Genomic DNA, 21017 nt, shown 5'->3' on the forward strand with positions numbered 1-21017 from the left:
GATGAAAATTAAGATGTTGATGGCATTTGTTGCCTTGTTGTTTTCTGCTTTTACGGCAGACCGCACAATTACTATCTTTATGATAGGTGACTCGACTATGGCTAACAAACCCTTAGAGGGAGGTAATCAGGAACGTGGATGGGGCCATGTGCTGGGAGGATATTTCAGTGAGAATATTCGTGTGGAAAACCATGCTAGAAATGGTCGGAGTTCTAAAAGTTTTATTGATGAAGGATTGTGGGAGGTAGTAATTAATAAAGTAAAGCCGGGTGATTATGTTTTTATTCAGTTTGGGCATAATGATGAGAAGGCCGATGAGAAACGTCATACTGATCCCGGATCTACTTTTGATGCCAATCTACGCCGTTTTGTAAAAGAAACACGTGCTAAAGGGGGAATTCCCGTGTTGTTTAATGCCATTGTCCGTCGTAATTTCCGGAATAATAAAAATGCGGTAGCCGAAGATGATGTGCGCAAGGATTTGTCAAAGGGGAGTGTTTCTCAAGATGGAGAAGTGTTGATTGATACTCATGGAAAATATTTGGAGTCTCCGCGTAACGTGGCAAAAGAGTTGGATGTGCCTTTTGTGGATATGAACAAGATAACGCATGATTTGGTGCAGGAGATGGGACCGGAGGCTTCAAAAAAATTGTTCATGTGGATTCCTGAAGGTGTGTGTGCAGCTTGTCCGAAAGGGCGTGAGGATAATACGCACCTGAATGTATATGGGGCGCGTACTATTGCTGGTTTGACGGTGGATGCTATAGCTAAAGAGGTTCCTGCATTGGCGCCTTTTGTACGTCATTATGATTTTGTAGTGGCAAAAGATGGCAGTGGTGATTTCTTTACCATTCAGGAAGCGATTCATGCTGTCCCCGATTTTCGTAAAGCAGGACGCACTACTATTCTAGTCCGTAAAGGGGTATATAAAGAAAAAGTGGTTATTCCTGAAAGCAAGATTAGTGTTTCTTTGATAGGTGAGGACGGAGCAATTCTGACAAATGATGATTTTGCTGCTAAAAAGAACTATTTCGGAGAAGAAATGTCTACCTCCGGTTCATCAACCTGTTATATCTATGCTCCCGATTTCTATGCTGAGAATATCACTTTCGAGAATAGTGCCGGCAGAGTGGGGCAGGCAGTGGCCTGTTTTGTTAGTGGAGATCGCGCTTATTTCAAAAACTGTCGTTTTTTGGGAAATCAGGATACTTTGTACACTTATGGCAAAGACAGTCGTCAGTTTTATGACCATTGTTATATAGAGGGTACAGTGGATTTTATTTTTGGCTGGTCTACGGCATTGTTTAAGGATTGCACCATCCATAGTTTGGGTGATGGGTATGTTACCGCTCCTTCTACAGATCAAGGCAAAAAATATGGCTATGTTTTTATAGGCTGTAAATTGACGGGTGTGGCTGAGGCTCAGAAGGTGTATTTGTCCCGTCCTTGGCGTCCTTATGCACAGGCTGTTTATATTCATTGTGATTTGGGAAAGCATATTCTTCCGGTGGGTTGGAACAACTGGGGCAAAAAAGAAAATGAGGAAACCGTATTCTATGCTGAATACCGGAATACGGGAGAAGGGGCGGCTACCGCTTCGCGTGCTTCGTTTGGAAAGCAGCTGAACGATATCAGTAATTATAATGAAGCACAGATTTTGGCAGGTGATGACGGATGGAATCCGGTGGAAAATGGAAATGTGTTGTTGCAGAATTTAAAGAGATAAGCTGTTCTTTCTACCAGTAATAATACTTTGTCACTGTAGGGAGGAATTCTATTTGTTCCTATGGAAAGTGTCAGGGAAGAGTAGAATGATAAAGGGGGGATTTAACTTTTCCCCTTTTGTTTTTTTAGGAGCTTGTATATCAGTATCTCTCGTTTTTTATGTATTTTTGCCTATTATATATGAAAATCTACGAAATGAAAAGACACATTCTGTTTATACTTACTTTGCTGCTCTTTTTTCATGCAAAAAGTCAGCCTAATTGTATCTTTACTCATTATTCTTCGGAAAACGGCTTGTCTCAGAACTCCATCATGAGCATGGTACAAGACCATAATGGAGTTTTATGGTTCTCTACTTGGGATGGAATCAACCGGTTCAACGGTTATGACTTCAAAGTTTATAAAGCCAGACAAGGGAATAAAATTACTATGACTAACAACCGGGTAGACTTATTGGAAGTAGACCCTTATAATTATATTTGGCTGCAAACGTATGATTATCGTGTGTATCGTTTTGACCAAAGAACAGAGAAGTTCGAACAAATTCCTGCCGAAGGTGAAGAGGAGGGCATGCGTTTCTCTTCTATTAAAATATTGCCCGACAGTGTCATTTGGCTACTTTCTGAAAATGAGGGGGCTGTCCGTGTGAAAACAAACCCTAAAGATTACAGTATAACTACCCAAGTATATGCTACTCATAGTCGTGGAGGAAATGCCGTTCATATTAATCAGGTTTTTAGCGATGCTTACAATCAAGAGTGGTTGCTTACTGATAACGGTCTGCTGAAGATTACGAATGATAAAGAAGAGCCTGTCTCTTATTTTGTGAATATCCAGTCAGGCAAAGATGAACCCGTACAGGCCTTCTACTCTTTTTGCAGTTATGGTGACGAACTTTATTTTGGATCAGACAGAGGACGGATATGGTGCTATTCTTTGCAGAATGAAATCTTTCGTCTTTGGGAATTGCCGGTAAAGGATAAAGTGATTGCTATAAATGAAATAAAAGGTACGGGGCTGTTGATAACAACTGCCCATGAAGGATTGATATTGTACCATTCGGATACAAAAGAGTGTAAAGTCTATAATAAGTCCAATTGTCCCGAATTCCCGGCAGACGCTTTCCGTTCTGTTTATGTTGACAGTAAGCAGGAAGCATGGTTTGAGATGACCGAATGGGGAAAGGTTTGTCATTTCAATCCTTTGACAGAAGTATTTAAGCAAGAAAAGATGCAAGTGGAGCCTCGTGGTGCCGATCGTTCCTATCCCAGTTTTCATATTTGTGAAGACTTGAACGGTAATTTGTGGGTACATCCGCAAGGAGGAGGGCTTTCTTGGTATGACAGAGAGGCAAATCGGCTGTTACCTTTCTATAATGACCCCGATTCACCCGATTGGCACTTTTCCAATAAATTACATTCCATGTTATCCGATAAGCAAGGCAATCTTTGGTTATGTACTCATTCTAAGGGGTTGGAGAAGATTACTTTTTTAGGAAGCCAGTTCCATATTTATCCCCGCATGGGTCACAGTTATGACTTGAATTCCAATACGGTACGTGCGTTGTTTGAAGATAGCGAACATCGCATCTGGATGGGAAAACGGGATGGTCAGATTGAAATTTATTCTTCTGATTTAGATTTTCAGGGTATTCTGACTGAAGAGGGGGATATAGCCAAATCTGGCAGGCCGTTACGGGGAGTTCCTTATCATATCATGCAAGATTCTCACGGAAACATTTGGATTGCGACCAAAGGGGATGGTATTATTCTGGCAGAAAAGGAGGGGACCCATTTTAAGTTTACTCGATTCAAATATGATGAAGATGATATTTATAGCCTGAGTCATAATAGTGTTTACTGGTTACATGAAGACAAGTATGGACGCATTTGGGTGGCAACTTTCGGTGGAGGGTTGAATTATATTCAGAAAACTCCTGAAGGGAAATATGTGTTTATTAGTTCTAGAAATAACCTGAAAGGTTTTCCGTATGACCGTTGTTACCGTGTACGCCATATCACTTCTGACAAGAAGGGGAATATATGGGTGGGGAGCAGTGATGGCGCGCTTAGTTTTAAAGAGGATTTTAAAGATCCGGAGTCGATTGTGTTCCATCTTTATGCACGTATCCCCGATGATATGAATTGTCTGAGCAACAATAACGTATATCGGATTGTAACCACTTCTCAAGGAGAAGTTTATTTGGCTACATTTGGGGGTGGTCTTAACCGGCTTGTTTCCATGAACGGAGAAGGGGGAGCTATATTTAAATCTTATACAGTGAAGAATGGCCTGCCTTCAGATATCCTGTTGTCTGTAGAAGAGGATGGCGCAGGAAACTTGTGGATAAGTACGGAAAACGGATTGAGTAAATTTATTCCGTCCGAACAACGTTTTGAGAATTATAATGAAAGGGATTTTGGTGGTAAGATACGTTTTGAGGAAGGAACATCGTTGAAGCTTGGTCCCGACACTATTTTGTTTGGCACCAGTCGTGGCGTGCTTTATTTTGAACCGGAGCACATTAAGAAGAGTAATTATGTTCCATCCATTATTTTAGGTACTTTGAAGATATCCAATCAGGAGGTAGTTCCAGGCGTACCGGGAAGCTTGTTGCGGCAGTCACTCAATAATACAGAACATCTGGTGCTTTCACATAAGGAGAATATTGTAACCTTATCGTTTGCTGCGTTGGATATGATTTATCCTGAAAATATCCGTTATGCTTATCGTTTACGCGGATTTGATAAAGAATGGAATTATGTAGACAGACAGCGTACCGCTACATATACTAATCTTCCGAAAGGAGAGTATGTCTTTCAGGTTAAATCGACCAATAGTGATGGGGTTTGGGTAGAGAATGAGCGTAGTTTGAGAATCACCATTCAGCCTTCGTTTTGGGAAACGGCTTGGGCTATGGCAATTTATATTCTTGCTTTTCTGTTGATTCTGTTTTCAGGAGTATATATATTGTTTACTATTTATCGTCTGAAACATGAAGTGTCTGTGGAACAGCAGGTTTCTGATATAAAGCTTCGCTTTTTTACAAATATTTCTCACGAACTTCGCACTCCGCTGACATTGATTGCAGGTCCTGTGGAATATGTTCTGAAAAACAAGACTTTGCCGGATGATGTACGTGAGCAATTGCATGTAGTAGAACGTAATACCGACCGTATGCTTCGCTTGGTGAACCAAATTCTTGATTTCCGCAAAATACAGAAAAATAAGATGAAGTTGCGTATAGAGCAGATAGATATTGTTCCTTTTGTACGCCATATCATGGATAATTTTGAATCGCTGGCCGAAGAGCATCATATTGATTTTGTATTCGAAAGTGAAATGCCTTCCTTAAAACTGTGGGTAGATGCGGATAAGTTGGAAAAGATTGTCTTCAATCTGCTTTCCAATGCTTTCAAGTATACTCCACAGGGTAAGATGATTACGCTTTTCATTCATGAAAATGAACATAATGTGGCGATTGGTGTGCAGGATCAAGGTATAGGAATTTCTGAAAGCAAGAAAGCTTCCCTTTTTGTCCGTTTTGAAAATCTGTTGGACAAGAATTTGTTTAATCAGCAAAGTTCTGGTATCGGTCTTTCTTTGGTTAAGGAATTGGTGGAACTGCACAAAGCGACTATCCGTGTGGATAGTAAAGAGGGGGAGGGCAGTTGTTTCACGGTTGAGTTTTTGAAAGGCAAGGAGCACTATACGGAGAATGTAGAGTTCATTCTCTCTGATTCTGTCGAAATGAGGCCGGAAGAGGTGGAAGAATCTGTTCAGGGACATGAAGAGAAGAGGAATGAAAGCAAAACGATGTTGCTGGTTGAAGATAATTTGGAACTTCGTTTCTTTTTGCGTAGTATCTTCATCTCAAATTTCAACGTCATAGAGGCTGTCAATGGGGCTGAAGGTTTGGATAAGGCTTTGAAGTTTGTTCCGGATATTATTATTAGTGATATCATGATGCCGGAAAAGGATGGTATTACCATGACAGAAGATTTGCGTGCTAATATGGCGACCAGTCACATTCCAGTCGTTTTACTGACGGCTAAAACGGATATGGACAGTAAGTTGGAAGGTATGGAACTGGGAGTTGAGGATTATATAACGAAACCGTTCAGTGCTACTTACCTGAAGGCCAGGGTGGAGAATATTCTGACACAACGTGTCAAGTTGCAACAGTTGTATTGTGCGAATCTGATGAATATTCAGCCTGTTGCGGAGGAAGAACAGCAAACACAGCCTGAGATGTCTTCCCATGACCGTAAGTTTATGGAAAAACTGACGGAATTAATGGAGAAGAATATGGATAATGGCGATTTGATCGTGGATGATTTGGTACAGGAGCTTGCGGTGAGCCGTTCTGTCTTTTTCAAGAAACTGAAGACCCTGACAGGACTTGCCCCCATTGAGTTTATTAAAGAGATGCGTGTGAAACGTGCCGCACAATTGATAGAGAGTGGTGATTATAATATGACGCAGATTGCTTATATGGTAGGTATTAATGATCCTCGTTATTTCAGCAAATGTTTTAAACAACGTTTTGGTATGACACCTACCGAATATAAAGAGAATGCGAAAAATAAGCGATAACTTTTGCTGCTATTGGTTGGTTTTTGCAGCGTTTGTTTTTTTTGATTTCTTGAACGATATGTTTAAATGTAGGGTGTTTCTTTTGTTATGTGAGTGAGTTGCTCATGTTATTTTATTATTTTTCCGGATATGCAATGGGGGTTTTTCTGAATTTTTAGTCTTTTACATAGATAATGAACTAAAAAGAAGAAAAAGATGAAAAAAGTAATTTTATTTATGGCAGGTATTTTGGCGAGTATGATGTTGAACGCTCAGTCTCGTTGGAGTGTTACGCCGGAAGCCGGCTTGGTAGTGAATAAGGAAAATGAAGGGACATCAGTTACATTAGGTTTTAAAGCCGGTGCCGGTGTGTTGTATCAGTTAAAGGAAGGGGTGGGAAAGAAGCCTTCTTTTGGCTTGAAGTCCGGGGTTTATATCTTAATGCAGAAAGGTGGGTATCATCCTATGAGCTGGGGAAACATATCAACAGGGGGAGGATTTAGCATGGATTATGAAAAAACGAATGTTGAGTCCACGCGTTATTATTTGCAATTGCCTGTTATGGCTCATTGGGGTTTTAAACTTTGTGATGATGTGCGTCTTAAATTAGCAGTAGGACCTTATGTAGCTGTAGGAATTGGTGGACGTACTAATGCTTATGTTTCTTCCTCAAAATATAATATAGATGAAGAAACAGGTGTTGGACAGTACGAATACCGGAATGATTATTACCGGTTTGGCACATTTAAAGGAAAAACAGTAAATGAGGAATTTGGTTTTGAAGCGTCCCCTCGTTTGGATTGGGGAGGAACGGCTTCTGTCGGGATTGCTGTTAAACGGATTTCATTTACTGTCGGGTATGATTTGGCTTGGGGAAAATATAATAAGGAGCAGAATGATTTAAGGATACGGAATCATATGGTTAGTTTTACTTCAGGGTATAGTTTCTGATAAGAAAAGGATAAATGAAACAAACATACACAAAATTCTTTGTTTAAGATTGTTAAATGAAGAATTTTGTGTATGTTTGTTTTTTATAAACACGATAAAAGTTCAATCTATGAGGAAAATGCTATTCATTACCCTTTTAATGGGCGGTTTGTGTACGACAGTTTCTGTTGCAAAAGCGCAGGAACGCTTGCCGGAATATCTGCAGGCAGAGAAATACACACAAGAAAAATTGAACACCATGTTGTTTTCTACTGTGGTGGATCCGCATTGGTTCCAGAAAGGTAATAATTTCTGGTTCGAGTACAAAACAAGTGAAGGAACCTTTTGGTATGTGGTTGATCCGGCTGCCCGGACAAAGAAGCTTTTGTTTGATAGGGATGAATTAGCTTCCCAGCTTACCGAAATTGTAAAAGATCCCTTTGAGGCACGCCATTTGCCAATCACAAATCTGAAAGCGGAAGAAGATGGGCGTACCTTTACTTTTGAAGTAAAGTCAACAAAAGATGCGACACCAAAGAAAGATGGCAAGGATAAGAAGGACAAGAAGAATGAGAAGGAAATCTTTTATTTTTCTTATGACTATCCTACCCGTAAATTGACCCATCTGAAAGATAAAGAAGACGACCTGAAGAAAATCTATTGGGGATCGGTCTCTCCTGATGGTAAAACGGTGATTTATGCCAAGGATTTGAATTTGTATCGCATGAGTCGTGAAGATTATGAAAAGGCGAAAAAAAATGAAAAGGATAGTACGATCGTGGAAATCCAGCTTACTACAGATGGCATGAAGGATTTTGGCTATGGTATTCCCTATAGTATGTTGAATACAGATACTTTATGTAATGGCAAGCGTCGTCGTGTAGGTGGAGTGTGGTCTCCGGATTCACGTTATTTTGCTATGACAGTTTCTGACGATCGCGCTGTGAAAGAGTTATGGGTAATAAATTCGATGGCCCGTCCACGTCCCACATTGGAAACTTATAAATACCAGATGCCGGGAGAAAAGGAAGCTCCCATAGAACACCTGTACTTGTTTGACTTGGTTGATAATAAACGTAAGGAAATTAAAGTAGCAGCTTATAAAGATCAAAGCATTGGCCTGGAATACAAACCAATGATGCAAAAACAGCGTGATATGGAAGATCAGGCTGCCGTTTGGCAGGGTGATAACAACCGTTTCTTCCTGACCCGCAGCAGCCGTGATTTACATCGGATTGATGTTTGTTCCTATACGATAGGACAGGATTCTGTTGTACCAGTAATAAAGGAACGGATGAATACCTATCAGGAAACTCGTCCTTTAAGAGTCTTGAATGGTGGAAAGGAAATTATTCAATGGAGTGAGCGTGATGGTTGGGCACACCTTTATTTATATGATGATCAGGGTAATTTGAAAAATCGTATCACAAAAGGTCCCTGGCACGTGGAGGAAATCTTGAAAGTAGATGACAAGGCGCGTGTGATTTATTTTACTGCCAATGGAATGAATGCGAAAGAACATCCTTATTATGAACATTTGTATCGTGTGAATCTGGATGGCAGCGGTTTGAAATTACTGACCAAAGGGGATTATTTCCATCGTGTGGAAGTGGATGATGATGCTCGTTTTGTGGTGGATAACTATTCGCGTGTAAATACGGTGCCCTGCGCCATCCTGCTGGATACTAATGGCAATAAGGTAATGGATATTCAGGAGAGTGATTTTTCACAGCTTTTTGCTGCCGGTTATAAATTTCCGGAAATATTTAAGGTAAAGGCGGCTGATGGCGTGACAGATCTGTATGGTGTGATGTATAAACCTTTTAATTTTGACTCAACTAAGGTTTATCCTATTGTGGATTATGTTTATCCTGGGCCACAGGTGGAAGGTGTTTATTATCCGTTTACCCGTATGAGCCCCCGTACCGACCGTTTGGCACAGGCCGGATTTATTGTTATTTCTGTGGGACAACGCGGCGGGCATCCTAGCCGCTCTAAATGGTATCATAATTATGGATATGGAAATATGCGTGATTATCCGCTGGCCGATCATAAATATGCTATCGAGCAATTGGCGCAGCGTCATCATTTTATAGATATAGATAAGGTTGGTATTCATGGACATTCGGGAGGTGGATTTATGAGTACGGCGGCTATGTGCCAATACCCGGATTTCTTCAAAGTGGCTGTTTCTTGTGCCGGAAATCATGATAACAATATCTATAACCGTTGGTGGAGTGAAACGCATCACGGCGTAAAAGAGGTGGTGAGTGAGAAAGGGGATACAACTTTCGTTTATAAGATTGCTACTAATCCTGAAATAGCGAAGCAATTGAAAGGAAATTTGTTACTGATTCATGGTGATATTGATAATAATGTGCATCCGGGCAATACCTTACGGGTAGTTGACGCCTTGATTCGTGCCGGGAAGCGTTTTGATATGCTGATTCTTCCTCAACAGCGTCATGGATTCGGTGATATGAATGAATATTTCTACTGGAAACTGGTTGATTACTTTTCCGAACATCTGAAAGGGAAAAGTGAAAAATCGGTAGATATACCGAAACGGTAGATTTAGGATCATTGCCGGACGAATATGAAAGGAGCACAGAGGTTCGTGTCATTAAGATACCTTTGTGCTCCTTGTTGTTTTTATATTATAGCAGACTGTTGATATAAGCCTTCATGTCCGGTGTAGCGGATTTTGCTTCCAGATACAGTTTATACTGCGCTTTGGTGCGTACCAGATTATGGTCTTTATACCGGGTTTGATAATACGTGTCTCCGTTTATATAATCTGCTAAAAAGCGTACAGCTTGCATATAGGGGAACAGGGTGGCAGCGTAAGGTAGCATTTCTATTTCGAGAGGAGTCAGGAAAGTCCGGGCCGATTCAATATAACCTTTGGTAAATGCTTTGAAGATTTCCATGTTGAACTTCACCTTATTTAAATCAGCCTCATCCTCCTTGCCGGTATTGGCTGCCGAACGGAGGAAATCACCGAAATCGGAGAAAATGAAACTGGGCATTACCGTGTCCAGGTCAATGACACACAACACTTTTCCGTTTTCATCAAATAACATGTTGCTTACTTTTGTGTCACAGTGGCAGATGCGTTTGGGCAATTTGCCTTCACGGTAAAAACGTTCAGCGCTGCACATCGTATCAGCATCTTTTTCTATAGCGTCCACTATGTCCTGTACTTCTGCCAAACGGCCGGATATGTTGGCGGATACGGCTTCACGTAATTGTTTTAAGCGGAATTCCATATTGTGGAAATCGGGGATGATTTCTCCGAGTTGTTCGGGCACATCAGCCAGCATGGCCTGGAATTCACCAAACTTCAGTCCTGCCAGATGGGAAGATTCCGGTGTAACTGTTTCCAATGTTTGTGAACGCGGAATAAATATTGAAATTCGCCAATAACCTTCTCCATCATAGAAATAGGTCTTGCCATTGGTGGAAGGTAGAAAATGGAGTACCTTACGTTCAATGTCCTCTTCGTGTCTGGCTTCCAGCTTTTGGCGGATGTGTCTGGTCACTACTTCTATATTGTGTTGCAGCATTTCAATATTGGTAAATATTAAATGGTTGATTCGTTGCAATACATAGTCAGGCTCTTCAGGAGATACCGATTTTACCAGATAAGTCTGATTGATGAGGCCGGATGTCAAAGCTTTGATTTCTTTCACTTCACCCACTTTGGGGAACTGTTTGATAATTTTTTTGAGGTTTTCCATAGGTTTGTTTGAATAATGTCTATATATACGAAACAAAGATAACTTCTTTCCTTCAATTGGAGGAAAGAAGTTATCTTAAAAAACATATAATAGGAATATAAATCTTTTTATTTTTTCAAATCAGTCTGGAACATACGGTCGGCGCGTAACAGATGACGCCAGTAGGAAACCAATTCTTGTGATTCCTGCAATACATTGAGGTACACCATGGAAGCTTTTACATTGACATCCCGTTCTTGTATGCGGTCCATCTGTTCTTTGCGCAAGGTAGAGATCTTGCCTTTCAGAAGGGCGCCTTCACGTAGCAAGGCATCAGTCTGATCGTAGGCCTTGTTGGCAAGTACTTCAGTAGCCTTGGTCATTAATGCGGTCATCTCATCGCGGATAGGGATGAACTCGTTAGTGGCACGTTCCGATAATGGGGTGAACTTATTGTCCACATGTTCTTTACAAGGATCGCAGATACGTTTCAGACAGTAAAGCATTTGTTCACAACTGTTGCTTCCCAAGTGGAACCAAGTGTTTTTCTCGATAGCAGTAAAGTTGTCTATACGGCGCAGACCTAGTATTTCTTTACGGCGTATCTTTTTTAACATTTCTTTCTGATTGTCGGTATTGTTCACGGCCTTGCGCAGAGCTTTCAGATTTTCGTTGATGAAACCGTCGGTTATCTGCCGATAGGTTTCATTGGTGAATGCCATTTCGGCTACCAATGTGTTATTTACATGCTGGCGGAGTAATCTCCAACGCTCTTCTTTGTCTTTACTGGCAATGAGGCGGGAGAATATGTCGTCTTTGCCTTTATCCTTCTGTTTCTTGCTGTAGTGTATGTTGCTGCGAACCAATAAGAAGATGGCAAGTGCAATAAGGGCCAACATGGCGAATGTGCCTCCATAATACATGATGAGCGTAACCACAAAACAGATAGTGAAAGCGGCTCCGGCAGTGATGAACCATCCACCGATAACAGAAAGCACACCGGTGATACGGTATACGGCACTGTCACGGCTCCAGGCACGGTCGGCTAATGAACTACCCATAGCTACCATGAAAGTTACGTAAGTGGTAGAAAGAGGGAGTTTCAAAGAGGTTCCCAAAGCTATGAGCAGACCGGCCAGTACCAAATTGACAGAAGCGCGTATCAAATCAAATGCTGCCCCGTTCTCCATAATCATCACATCTTTGTTAAAACGGCTGTCGGCCCATCGTTTCAGATTGTCGGGCAATATTTTGGCTATACTTTCCGAAGCGCTCATGGTAGAACGGACAATACTGCGTGCTACAGCGGAAGAACCAAACATTTCGTCACCTTCATCCTGACGCGAGAGATCTACCGAAGTCTTCACTACATTTTGCGCTTTTTTTGAAGTAATCAGCGCATATACCATAATGACGCCTGCTAAAAATAAAAAAAGAAATGGGGTTTTAGCCGGACCATTCAGTGAGTTCATCAAGTATCCCATTGGTTCACCGTTTCCATTAGCCATGAAGTCTGTATAAGCTGAGAAGCCTGCCAAGGGCACACCGATGAAGTTTACTAAGTCATTGCCTGCAAAAGCCATAGCTAAGGCAAAAGTACCTAACATTACCACCACCTTGAATATATTTATCTTGCACCAATGCAATATTTGCATCAGAATGGTGAAGAACACAAAACTGCAACTTACTAACATCAAGGTGTTTTCCTGAATCCAATGTTTGTTTTCGGTGGTCATGAAGGCGGAATCTTTCAGACCTTTTATCAACATGAAGTAGATAATGGCCGTAACAGCAATACCGCCGAACAGTCCGATAGTGTATTTCAGTTTCTTTGTATAATTAAATGTGAAGAGAAGACGGGAGAGATATTGTACTAATGTGCCGAAGAAGAAAGCTACTGCTACTGAGAGGAAGATACCTAAAATGACGGACAATGCCTTTTCCGTATTCAGCAGATCAGCAAATCCTAGCATTCCGGTTTCGTCTCCTGCTATTTTGATAAGAGCTAGAACGAAAGTACCTCCCAATAGTTCGAATACCATGGATACGGTAGTGGAGGTAGGCATTCCTAAGGAATTGAAAATATCCAATAGGACTACGTCTGTTACCATAACTGCTAGAAAGATACACATTAACTCCTGAAAATAAAATTGTTCAGGCCTGAAAATACCGTGCCGTGCGATTTCCATCATACCGTTGCTCAGTGTGGCGCCGATGAAGATACCGAAAGCGGCAATGGCGATGATGGTCTTGAATGACGCGGCTTTAGCACCGATGGCGGAATTCATAAAGTTCACTGCGTCGTTGCTGACGCCTACTACCAAATCGAATATGGCTAGCAGAAAAAGGAATACGACGATTCCCAAAAACATTGTTTCCATATAATTTTGTCTCTCTATTTTATTGGGCGCAAAGGTACGGGAGGTATATTATGATAAAATGTCATATATGTTACATTTGTGTTACAGGCGTTTTTTTGTTCGCCACGGATTGCACGGATTCACACAACTTGATTTTTAATTTATTATTATCCATATTTAGTGGCGGATCTCTTCTTTTTTGAAACAAATATGAGTGGATAAATAATATTTCACGTTTATGTGTGGAATTTATAGAGTGAAAATTTATACCTTTGTAGCCCAAATACTTAATCTATAAAAAATGTCAGAGGCTAAGAGAATTAAAACCGCATTGGTGTCGGTTTATCACAAAGAAGGTTTGGACGAGATTATAACCAAACTACACGAAGAAGGAGTAGAGTTCCTGTCAACAGGAGGTACAAGACAGTTTATCGAATCTTTAGGTTTCCCTTGCAAAGCGGTGGAGGATCTTACTACTTATCCCTCTATTTTGGGCGGACGTGTGAAGACACTGCATCCTAAAGTCTTTGGAGGTATTTTATGCCGTCGTGGTTTGGAACAAGATATGCAACAGATAGAAAAATATGAAATACCCGAAATAGATTTGGTCATCGTTGACCTGTATCCGTTTGAGGCAACTGTGGCTTCGGGGGCCGAAGAACAAGCTATCATCGAAAAAATTGATATAGGTGGTATTTCTTTGATTCGTGCTGCTGCTAAGAACTTTAATGATGTGGTGATTATCGCTAGTCAGGCACAATATAAGCCGTTCCGTGATATGTTGCTGGAACATGGCGCTACTACTTCACGCGAGGAACGCCGTTGGTTCGCAAAAGAAGCGTTTGCTGTTTCTTCTCATTATGATTCTGCTATCTTTAACTATTTTGATGGTGGTGAAGGTTCGGCTTTCCGTTGCGCGGTGGAAGAACAAAAACAACTTCGTTATGGTGAAAATCCTCATCAGAAAGGTTATTTCTATGGAAATCTGGATGCGATGTTCGACCAGATTCATGGAAAAGAAATTTCCTATAACAATTTGTTGGATATCAATGCGGCCGTAGATTTGATTGATGAATTTGATGAGGTGACATTTGCCATTCTGAAGCATAATAATGCCTGTGGATTAGCTTCGCGCCCTACTGTGCTGGAAGCATGGAAAGATGCGTTGGCAGGCGATCCGGTGTCGGCTTTCGGAGGTGTGTTGGTTACTAATGCCGTGATTGATAAAGAAACAGCGGAAGAAATCAATAAACTGTTCTTTGAGGTAATTATTGCTCCGGATTATGATGTAGATGCATTAGAGATTCTGGGACAGAAGAAGAACCGTATTATTTTGGTTCGTAAGGAAGCTAAATTGCCGAAGAAACAATTCCGTTCTTTATTGAATGGGGTTTTGGTTCAGGAAAGAGACCTGGATGTGGAAACTCCTGCCGACTTGAAGCAGGTTACTGAAAAAGCTCCTACGGCGACTGAAATAGAAGATATGTTATTTGCAAATAAGATTGTGAAGAATAGTAAAAGTAATGCTATTGTACTGGCCAAGAACAAACAACTGCTGGCTAGCGGTGTAGGTCAGACTTCACGTGTGGATGCATTGAAACAAGCCATTGAAAAAGCAAAATCATTTGAGTTTGATTTGAATGGCGCAGTGATGGCCAGTGATGCTTTCTTCCCTTTCCCCGATTGTGTAGAGATAGCGGATAAGGAGGGTGTGAAAGCTGTTATCCAGCCGGGAGGCTCTGTAAAAGACGAGTTGACTTTCCAATACTGCAATGAACATGGCGTAGCTATGGTCATTACAGGGATTCGTCACTTTAAACACTAAGATCATTGCAATTTACCATTTGCGGCTACAATCGGACTGTTTATACAGCATTGTTCAGGTAAATGGTAAATTGCAAATGTCAATTGTAAATTGCTAAATTGTAAATGAATTTATGGGATTATTCTCCTTTACACAAGAGATTGCGATGGACCTTGGCACTGCCAATACCATCATTTTAAATAACGGGAAGATTGTAGTGGACGAACCTTCGGTCGTTGCGCTTGATCGCCGTACCGACAAGATGATTGCCGTAGGCGAACGGGCTAAAATGATGTACGAGAAGGAAAATCCGAATATTCGTACTGTACGTCCGCTACGCGACGGGGTTATTGCCGACTTTAATGCCTGTGAACAGATGATGCGCGGTTTAATAAAGAAAGTGAACATGGGTAATCGTTTCTTTTCTCCTTCTTTGCGTATGGTGATCGGAGTTCCCTCAGGTAGCACTGAAGTAGAGCTTCGTGCGGTACGTGACAGTGCTGAGCATGCGGGAGGACGGGATGTTTATTTGATTTTTGAACCTATGGCCGCGGCTATTGGTATCGGTATTGATGTAGAGGCTCCTGAAGGTAATATGATTGTTGATATAGGTGGTGGTTCTACAGAAATTGCCGTGATTTCATTGGGTGGTATTGTTTCCAACAATTCGATACGTATTGCCGGTGACGATCTTACAGCCGATATTCAGGAATATATGAGCCGCCAGCACAATGTGAAGGTGAGTGAACGTATGGCCGAACGTATCAAGATACATGTAGGCGCTGCCTTGACTGATTTGGGAGATGATGCTCCCGAAGATTACATTGTACGCGGGCCTAACCGTATCACTGCTCTTCCCATGGAAGTTCCGGTGTGTTATCAGGAGGTGGCGCATTGTTTGGAAAAGAGTATTGCAAAAATTGAAACAGCTATCCTTAGTGCATTGGAACAGACTCCGCCTGAACTTTATGCTGATATTGTTTTGAACGGTATTTATTTGGCTGGTGGTGGTGCTTTGCTGCGCGGTTTGGACAAGCGTCTGACAGACAAAATCAATATTCCGTTCCATATAGCCGAAGATCCTTTGCTGAGTGTGGCGAAAGGTACCGGTATTGCACTGAAGAATGTAGATCGTTTCTCTTTTTTGATGCGGTAAATGATTTGCTAATGAGGCAGTTTGCTAATTTGCTAATGCCATGCGGTATGGATAGCGCAGTACATTGGCACATTGGCAAATTAGCACATTGAACAATTGGTATTAATGAAAAATCTGCTGAATTTCTTTTTAAAGTATAACTACTGGTTTCTCTTTGTTCTTTTGGAGATAATCAGTTTTGCTTTATTATTCCGCTTCAACAGTTATCAGGGGAGTGCGTTCTTTACATCTGCTAATTTTGTTTCGGGAGCTATGTATGATGCAGCCAATAATGTTACCGGATATTTTCATCTGAAAACGATCAACGATGAGTTGGTACAGAAAAATGTGGAACTGGAATTGCAGTTGGAGAGTATCCGTAAAGCTTTGATTGAAGCGACGGAAGACAGCAGTGGTGTAGAACAGCTTAAGCAGGAAGCACTGGCAGGATATGATATATTCAAGGCTAGCGTGATAAATAACAGTGTGACTCATGCTGATAACTATATTACACTTGACAAAGGAGAAGCGGATGGCATTCGTAGTGAGATGGGAGTGGTAAATGGAAGCGGTGTGGTTGGTATTGTTTATCTCACCTCTCCACATTACTCCATTGTCATTCCGGTATTGAATTCCAAAAGCAGTATTAGCTGTAAGATAAAACGGAGTGATTATTTCGGCTTCTTGAAATGGGATGGCGGTTCATCCGAATTTGCTTTTATAAAGGATATGCCCCGTCATTCATTATTTTCTTTAGGTGACACCATTGTAACCAGTGGACACAGTGCTGTTTTCCCTTCCGGCATTCCGGTGGGTACGGTAGATGATATCGCCGATAGTCACGATGGCTTGTCTTATTTGCTGCGGGTGAAACTATTTACGGACTTCGCCCGTTTGAATGATGTGCGCGTAATTGCCCAAAAAGGGCAGGAGGAACAATTGGAGTTGGAAAAGCAGGTAAAAACGACTAAGTAAGAAGGTTGATGTTGACTTATCTACAAAGAATAGAGTGGTTTATCGGACTGGTACTGTTGCAAGTGCTGGTGCTGAATCATATGCATATCAACGGGTATGCCACTCCTTTCTTTTTTATCTATTTTATTTTGAAGTACAATTCGGGAGTTAGCCGTAATGTCCTTATGATATGGGCATTCCTGTTGGGATTGACAGTCGATATATTAGGCAACACTCCGGGGATGAATGCGGCTGCGGCCACTGTACTGGCTTTTATGCGTGAACCTGTATTACGATTAGTCACGCTCCGCGATAGCGTCGAGGATTTTGAACCGGGTATCAAGAGTATGGGATTCTCGCCTTTCTTCCGGTATATCTTATTGTGTACTTTCTTATTTTGTACCATTTTACTTGTCATAGATACTTTTTCATTCTTCAACCTGCCTGTCTTATTGTTGAAAATATTGACAGATGCCTCAATAACCATCATTTGTATATTGTGTGCTGAGGCAATCAGGAGGAAAAAATAGTGGAAAGAGATTATAATCTGGAGAAGCGGAAATATGTAATCGGTGCATCGGTGATCGTTATTGTGCTGATTTACCTGATACGTCTTTTTACCTTGCAGATTATGAGTGAGGATTATAAAAAGAACGCCGATAGCAACGCTTTTCTGAACAAGACACAATACCCTAGCCGTGGGGTGATGTACGATCGGAACGGTAATCTGCTGGTGTATAACCAACCTGCCTATGACGTTACGATGGTGATGAAAGAGGTGCACAACCTTGATACGCTTGATTTATGTAAAACATTGAATATTACCCCCGACTATTTTAAAAAGCGTATCCGCGAGATAAAGGACAGACGTTCCAATCCGGGCTACTCTCCATATACTCATCAGGTATTTATGACCCAGCTTTCGGCAGAAGAGTGCGGAGTCTTCCAAGAAAAACTGTTCAAGTTTCCCGGTTTCTATATTCAGCGGCGTACTATCCGCCAGTATAATTACAATGCGGCTGCTCATGTTCTGGGAGATATTGCAGAAGTGTCCAAGGGGGATATTGAAGCCGATGATTACTATGTACGCGGTGACTTCATAGGGAAACAGGGGGTGGAACGCTCATACGAAAAACAGTTGAGGGGCGAGAAAGGAGTGGAGATATTACTGCGCGATGCCCGTGGACGTATTCAGGGACGGTATATGGACGGGAAATATGACAAGACTCCCGTTCCGGGGAAGAATCTGAAACTAGGTATAGACATAGAGCTTCAGATGTTGGGAGAGCGTCTGTTGGAAGGGAAGATAGGCAGTATAGTGGCTATCGAGCCATCCACAGGAGAAATACTTTGTATGGTATCTGCTCCCACTTTTGACCCAAGATTGATGGTGGGGCGCCAACGGGGTAAAAATCATCTGGAACTGGCGCGTGACAGTTGGAAACCATTGCTGAACCGTTCTATTATGGGGCAATTCCCACCGGGATCTACTTTCAAGACTACTCAGGCGTTGACTTTCCTGCAAGAGGGGATTATTACTCCTCAGACAGCCTATTCTTGCTATCATGGCTTTGTGTATGCCGGTCTTAGGGTGGGCTGCCACTCTCATGGGTCGCCCCTGCCTTTGGTGCCTGCCATTGCAACTTCCTGTAACGGTTATTTCTGTTGGGGGTTGTTTCACATGATAGGGGCGAAGAAGAAGTATGGTTCTGTACAGACTGCCATGAATACATGGCGTGATTATATGGTTTCTATGGGATTTGGTTATCCTTTGGGAGTAGACCTTCCGGGTGAGAAGCGTGGGATGATCCCGAATGCTGCTTATTATGATAAGAACTATCGGGGATCATGGAACGGACTGACGATTATTTCTATTTCCATCGGCCAGGGGGAAGTGACGGCTACTCCGTTGCAGATTGCTAACCTTGGGGCTACTATTGCTAACCGGGGCTATTATATTACTCCGCATGTAGTGAAAGAAGTGGAAGACGAGCCGTTGGATACCCTGTATACGACCAAACGTTATACTAAAGTAAGCCGTGAACATTATCAGACGGTAGTCGAAGGTATGCGTTCGGCAGTATTGGGAGGAACTTGCCGTAATGCGAATATTCCGGGAATTGAAGTGTGTGGCAAGACAGGTACGGCGCAAAACCGTGGAAAGGACCATTCTGCTTTTATGGGGTTTGCACCAATGAATGATCCTAAGATTGCCGTGGTAGTCTATGTAGAGAATGGAGGTTGGGGAGCAACCTATGGTGTACCTATCGGTGCATTGATAATGGAGAAATATTTAAAAGGCGAACTTTCACCGGAAAGTGAGGCGAAAGCGGCGGAAATACAAAACAGACGAATAGATTATGGCATACACGAACGATAGTATATGGAAATCAGTGGACTGGATGACTATCTGCATTTATCTGATGCTGGTTATCTTTGGATGGTTCAGCGTATGTGGAGCCAGCTATGATTATGGTGAGATTGATTTTTTTAGTTTCGACACTAGGGCAGGAAAACAGTTTGTATGGATCTGTTGCTCTTTGGGGCTCGGATTTATCCTGATGATGTTGGAGGATAAGTTGTATGATATGTTTGCTTATATTTTATATGGAGGCATGATGCTGCTGTTGTTGATAACACCTTTTCTGGCAGAGGATACTAAGGGATCTTACTCATGGATAAAATTCGGACCTGTAAGTTTGCAACCGGCGGAATTTGCTAAATTTGCCACGGCGCTGGCTTTGGCTAAATTTATGAATGTCTACGGGTTTACAATGAGTAAGTTAAAGTATTCATTGCCTGTGGTAGGGATGGTGTTGCTGCCCATGCTGCTTATTATTTTGCAACGGGAAACGGGGTCGGCTTTGGTTTATCTGGCTTTCTTTTTTATGCTGTACCGGGAGGGGATGCCGGGTTCTATTTTGTTTGCCGGGATTTGCGCCGTGGTCTATTTTGTAGTTGGAATCCGTTTTGGCAATGAATTGATGGCGGATGACTGTACTTCCATCGGTGAATTTTCTGTGTTGCTGCTGATAGTCATCCTTTCTGCTTTATTAGTTAATAGTTATTGCAAAAAAGCATCGGTAGTGTGGTATATCGGAGGGATTGGTGTTGGTGGTACCTTGCTGGCTTTATTATTTTCGTATTATGTTATCCCTTTTGACATTACTTGGTTCCAATATGGATTGTGCGTAGTTTTATTGTTCTATTTGATCTTCCTTTCTATGCATGAACGTATGCGTAATTATTTTTATATTGCTCTATTTGCGATAGGTTCGGTGGGATTTCTTTTTTCTGCCGATTATGTTTTCAATAATGTGCTGGAGCCACATCAGCAGATACGTATTAAAGTGGTGCTTGGTATGGAGGAAGATTTGGCGGGGGCAGGATACAATGTGAATCAGAGTAAGATTGCTATTGGGTCGGGAGGCTTATGGGGGAAAGGCTTTTTGAATGGTACACAGACTAAACTGAAGTATGTGCCTGAACAGGATACAGACTTTATCTTCTGTACGGTAGGGGAAGAAGAAGGCTTTGTAGGTTCGGCGGCCGTATTGTTTCTTTTTACCGGACTTATTTTGCGTCTTATTGTGGTGGCGGAGCGTCAGCATACTCGTTTTGCCCGTGTTTATGGATATTCGGTATTAAGCATTTTCTTATTCCATCTGTTTATTAATATAGGTATGGTTTTAGGACTGACCCCCGTTATAGGCATACCACTGCCTTTTTTCAGTTATGGGGGATCTTCTTTGTGGGGATTTACGATCTTGCTTTTTGTATTCTTGCGTATTGATGCAGGGCGGGGAAAACGTTAG

The 21017-nt window shown here is 41.7% G+C and carries 12 protein-coding genes; 10 read left to right on the forward strand and 2 right to left on the reverse strand.

The window, feature by feature from the left end:
* Position 1: 1 nt before the first annotated feature.
* The 4 genes from BVU_RS09210 to BVU_RS09225 all read left to right on the forward strand — a co-directional run bounded on the left by BVU_RS09210 (position 2) and on the right by BVU_RS09225 (position 9802).
* Entirely contained in the window at positions 2-1726 is a 1725-nt protein-coding gene (locus tag BVU_RS09210; RefSeq protein WP_008669649.1) for a pectinesterase family protein, read from the forward strand.
* 194 nt (positions 1727-1920) lie between these two features.
* The gene (locus BVU_RS09215) at positions 1921-6321 is read left to right on the forward strand and encodes a hybrid sensor histidine kinase/response regulator transcription factor (protein ID WP_011965351.1); all 4401 of its coding nucleotides are present in this window, start codon (positions 1921-1923) and stop codon (positions 6319-6321) included.
* 195 nt (positions 6322-6516) lie between these two features.
* Positions 6517-7251 carry an outer membrane beta-barrel protein gene (locus BVU_RS09220; RefSeq protein WP_011965352.1) on the forward strand — a complete coding sequence of 245 codons (735 nt, stop codon included), beginning with the start codon at positions 6517-6519 and terminating at the stop codon, positions 7249-7251.
* A gap of 109 nt (positions 7252-7360) precedes the next feature.
* Positions 7361-9802 carry a S9 family peptidase gene (locus BVU_RS09225; RefSeq protein WP_005849164.1) on the forward strand — a complete coding sequence of 814 codons (2442 nt, stop codon included), beginning with the start codon at positions 7361-7363 and terminating at the stop codon, positions 9800-9802.
* Between the two features lie 85 nt (positions 9803-9887).
* Here the strand turns inward: BVU_RS09225 and BVU_RS09230 are convergent, their stop codons facing one another.
* On the reverse strand, positions 9888-10970 hold the full coding sequence (locus BVU_RS09230; protein ID WP_005842748.1) for a phosphotransferase enzyme family protein: 1083 nt from the start codon (positions 10968-10970) through the stop codon (positions 9888-9890).
* 107 nt (positions 10971-11077) lie between these two features.
* Positions 11078-13330: an inorganic phosphate transporter gene (locus tag BVU_RS09235; protein ID WP_005842746.1), complete on the reverse strand. Its 2253-nt coding sequence runs from the start codon at positions 13328-13330 to the stop codon at positions 11078-11080.
* 280 nt (positions 13331-13610) lie between these two features.
* Between BVU_RS09235 and purH the strand changes: the two genes are divergently transcribed.
* From purH to rodA, 6 genes are all read left to right on the forward strand, one after another.
* A complete protein-coding gene (purH, locus tag BVU_RS09240) occupies positions 13611-15134 on the forward strand; it encodes a bifunctional phosphoribosylaminoimidazolecarboxamide formyltransferase/IMP cyclohydrolase (RefSeq protein ID WP_005842744.1) in 1524 nt (507 codons plus the stop codon).
* Positions 15135-15246: 112 nt separating this feature from the next.
* The gene (locus tag BVU_RS09245) at positions 15247-16269 is read left to right on the forward strand and encodes a rod shape-determining protein (RefSeq protein ID WP_005842742.1); all 1023 of its coding nucleotides are present in this window, start codon (positions 15247-15249) and stop codon (positions 16267-16269) included.
* 105 nt (positions 16270-16374) lie between these two features.
* Complete coding sequence (mreC, locus tag BVU_RS09250; protein ID WP_005842738.1) at positions 16375-17223, forward strand: rod shape-determining protein MreC; 849 nt, start codon at positions 16375-16377, stop codon at positions 17221-17223.
* 8 nt (positions 17224-17231) lie between these two features.
* Positions 17232-17732, forward strand: coding sequence for a rod shape-determining protein MreD (mreD, locus tag BVU_RS09255; RefSeq protein ID WP_005842736.1), 501 nt, complete (start codon positions 17232-17234; stop codon positions 17730-17732).
* Positions 17732-19582 (forward strand): penicillin-binding protein 2, encoded by a 1851-nt coding sequence (gene mrdA / locus BVU_RS09260; protein WP_011965353.1) that lies wholly within the window; start codon positions 17732-17734, stop codon positions 19580-19582. The genes mreD and mrdA overlap by 1 nt, the downstream gene beginning before the upstream one ends.
* The gene (gene rodA, locus BVU_RS09265) at positions 19563-21017 is read left to right on the forward strand and encodes a rod shape-determining protein RodA (RefSeq protein ID WP_011965354.1); all 1455 of its coding nucleotides are present in this window, start codon (positions 19563-19565) and stop codon (positions 21015-21017) included. The genes mrdA and rodA overlap by 20 nt, the downstream gene beginning before the upstream one ends.

The organism is Phocaeicola vulgatus ATCC 8482 (genome assembly GCF_000012825.1).
Classification (GTDB): domain Bacteria; phylum Bacteroidota; class Bacteroidia; order Bacteroidales; family Bacteroidaceae; genus Phocaeicola; species Phocaeicola vulgatus.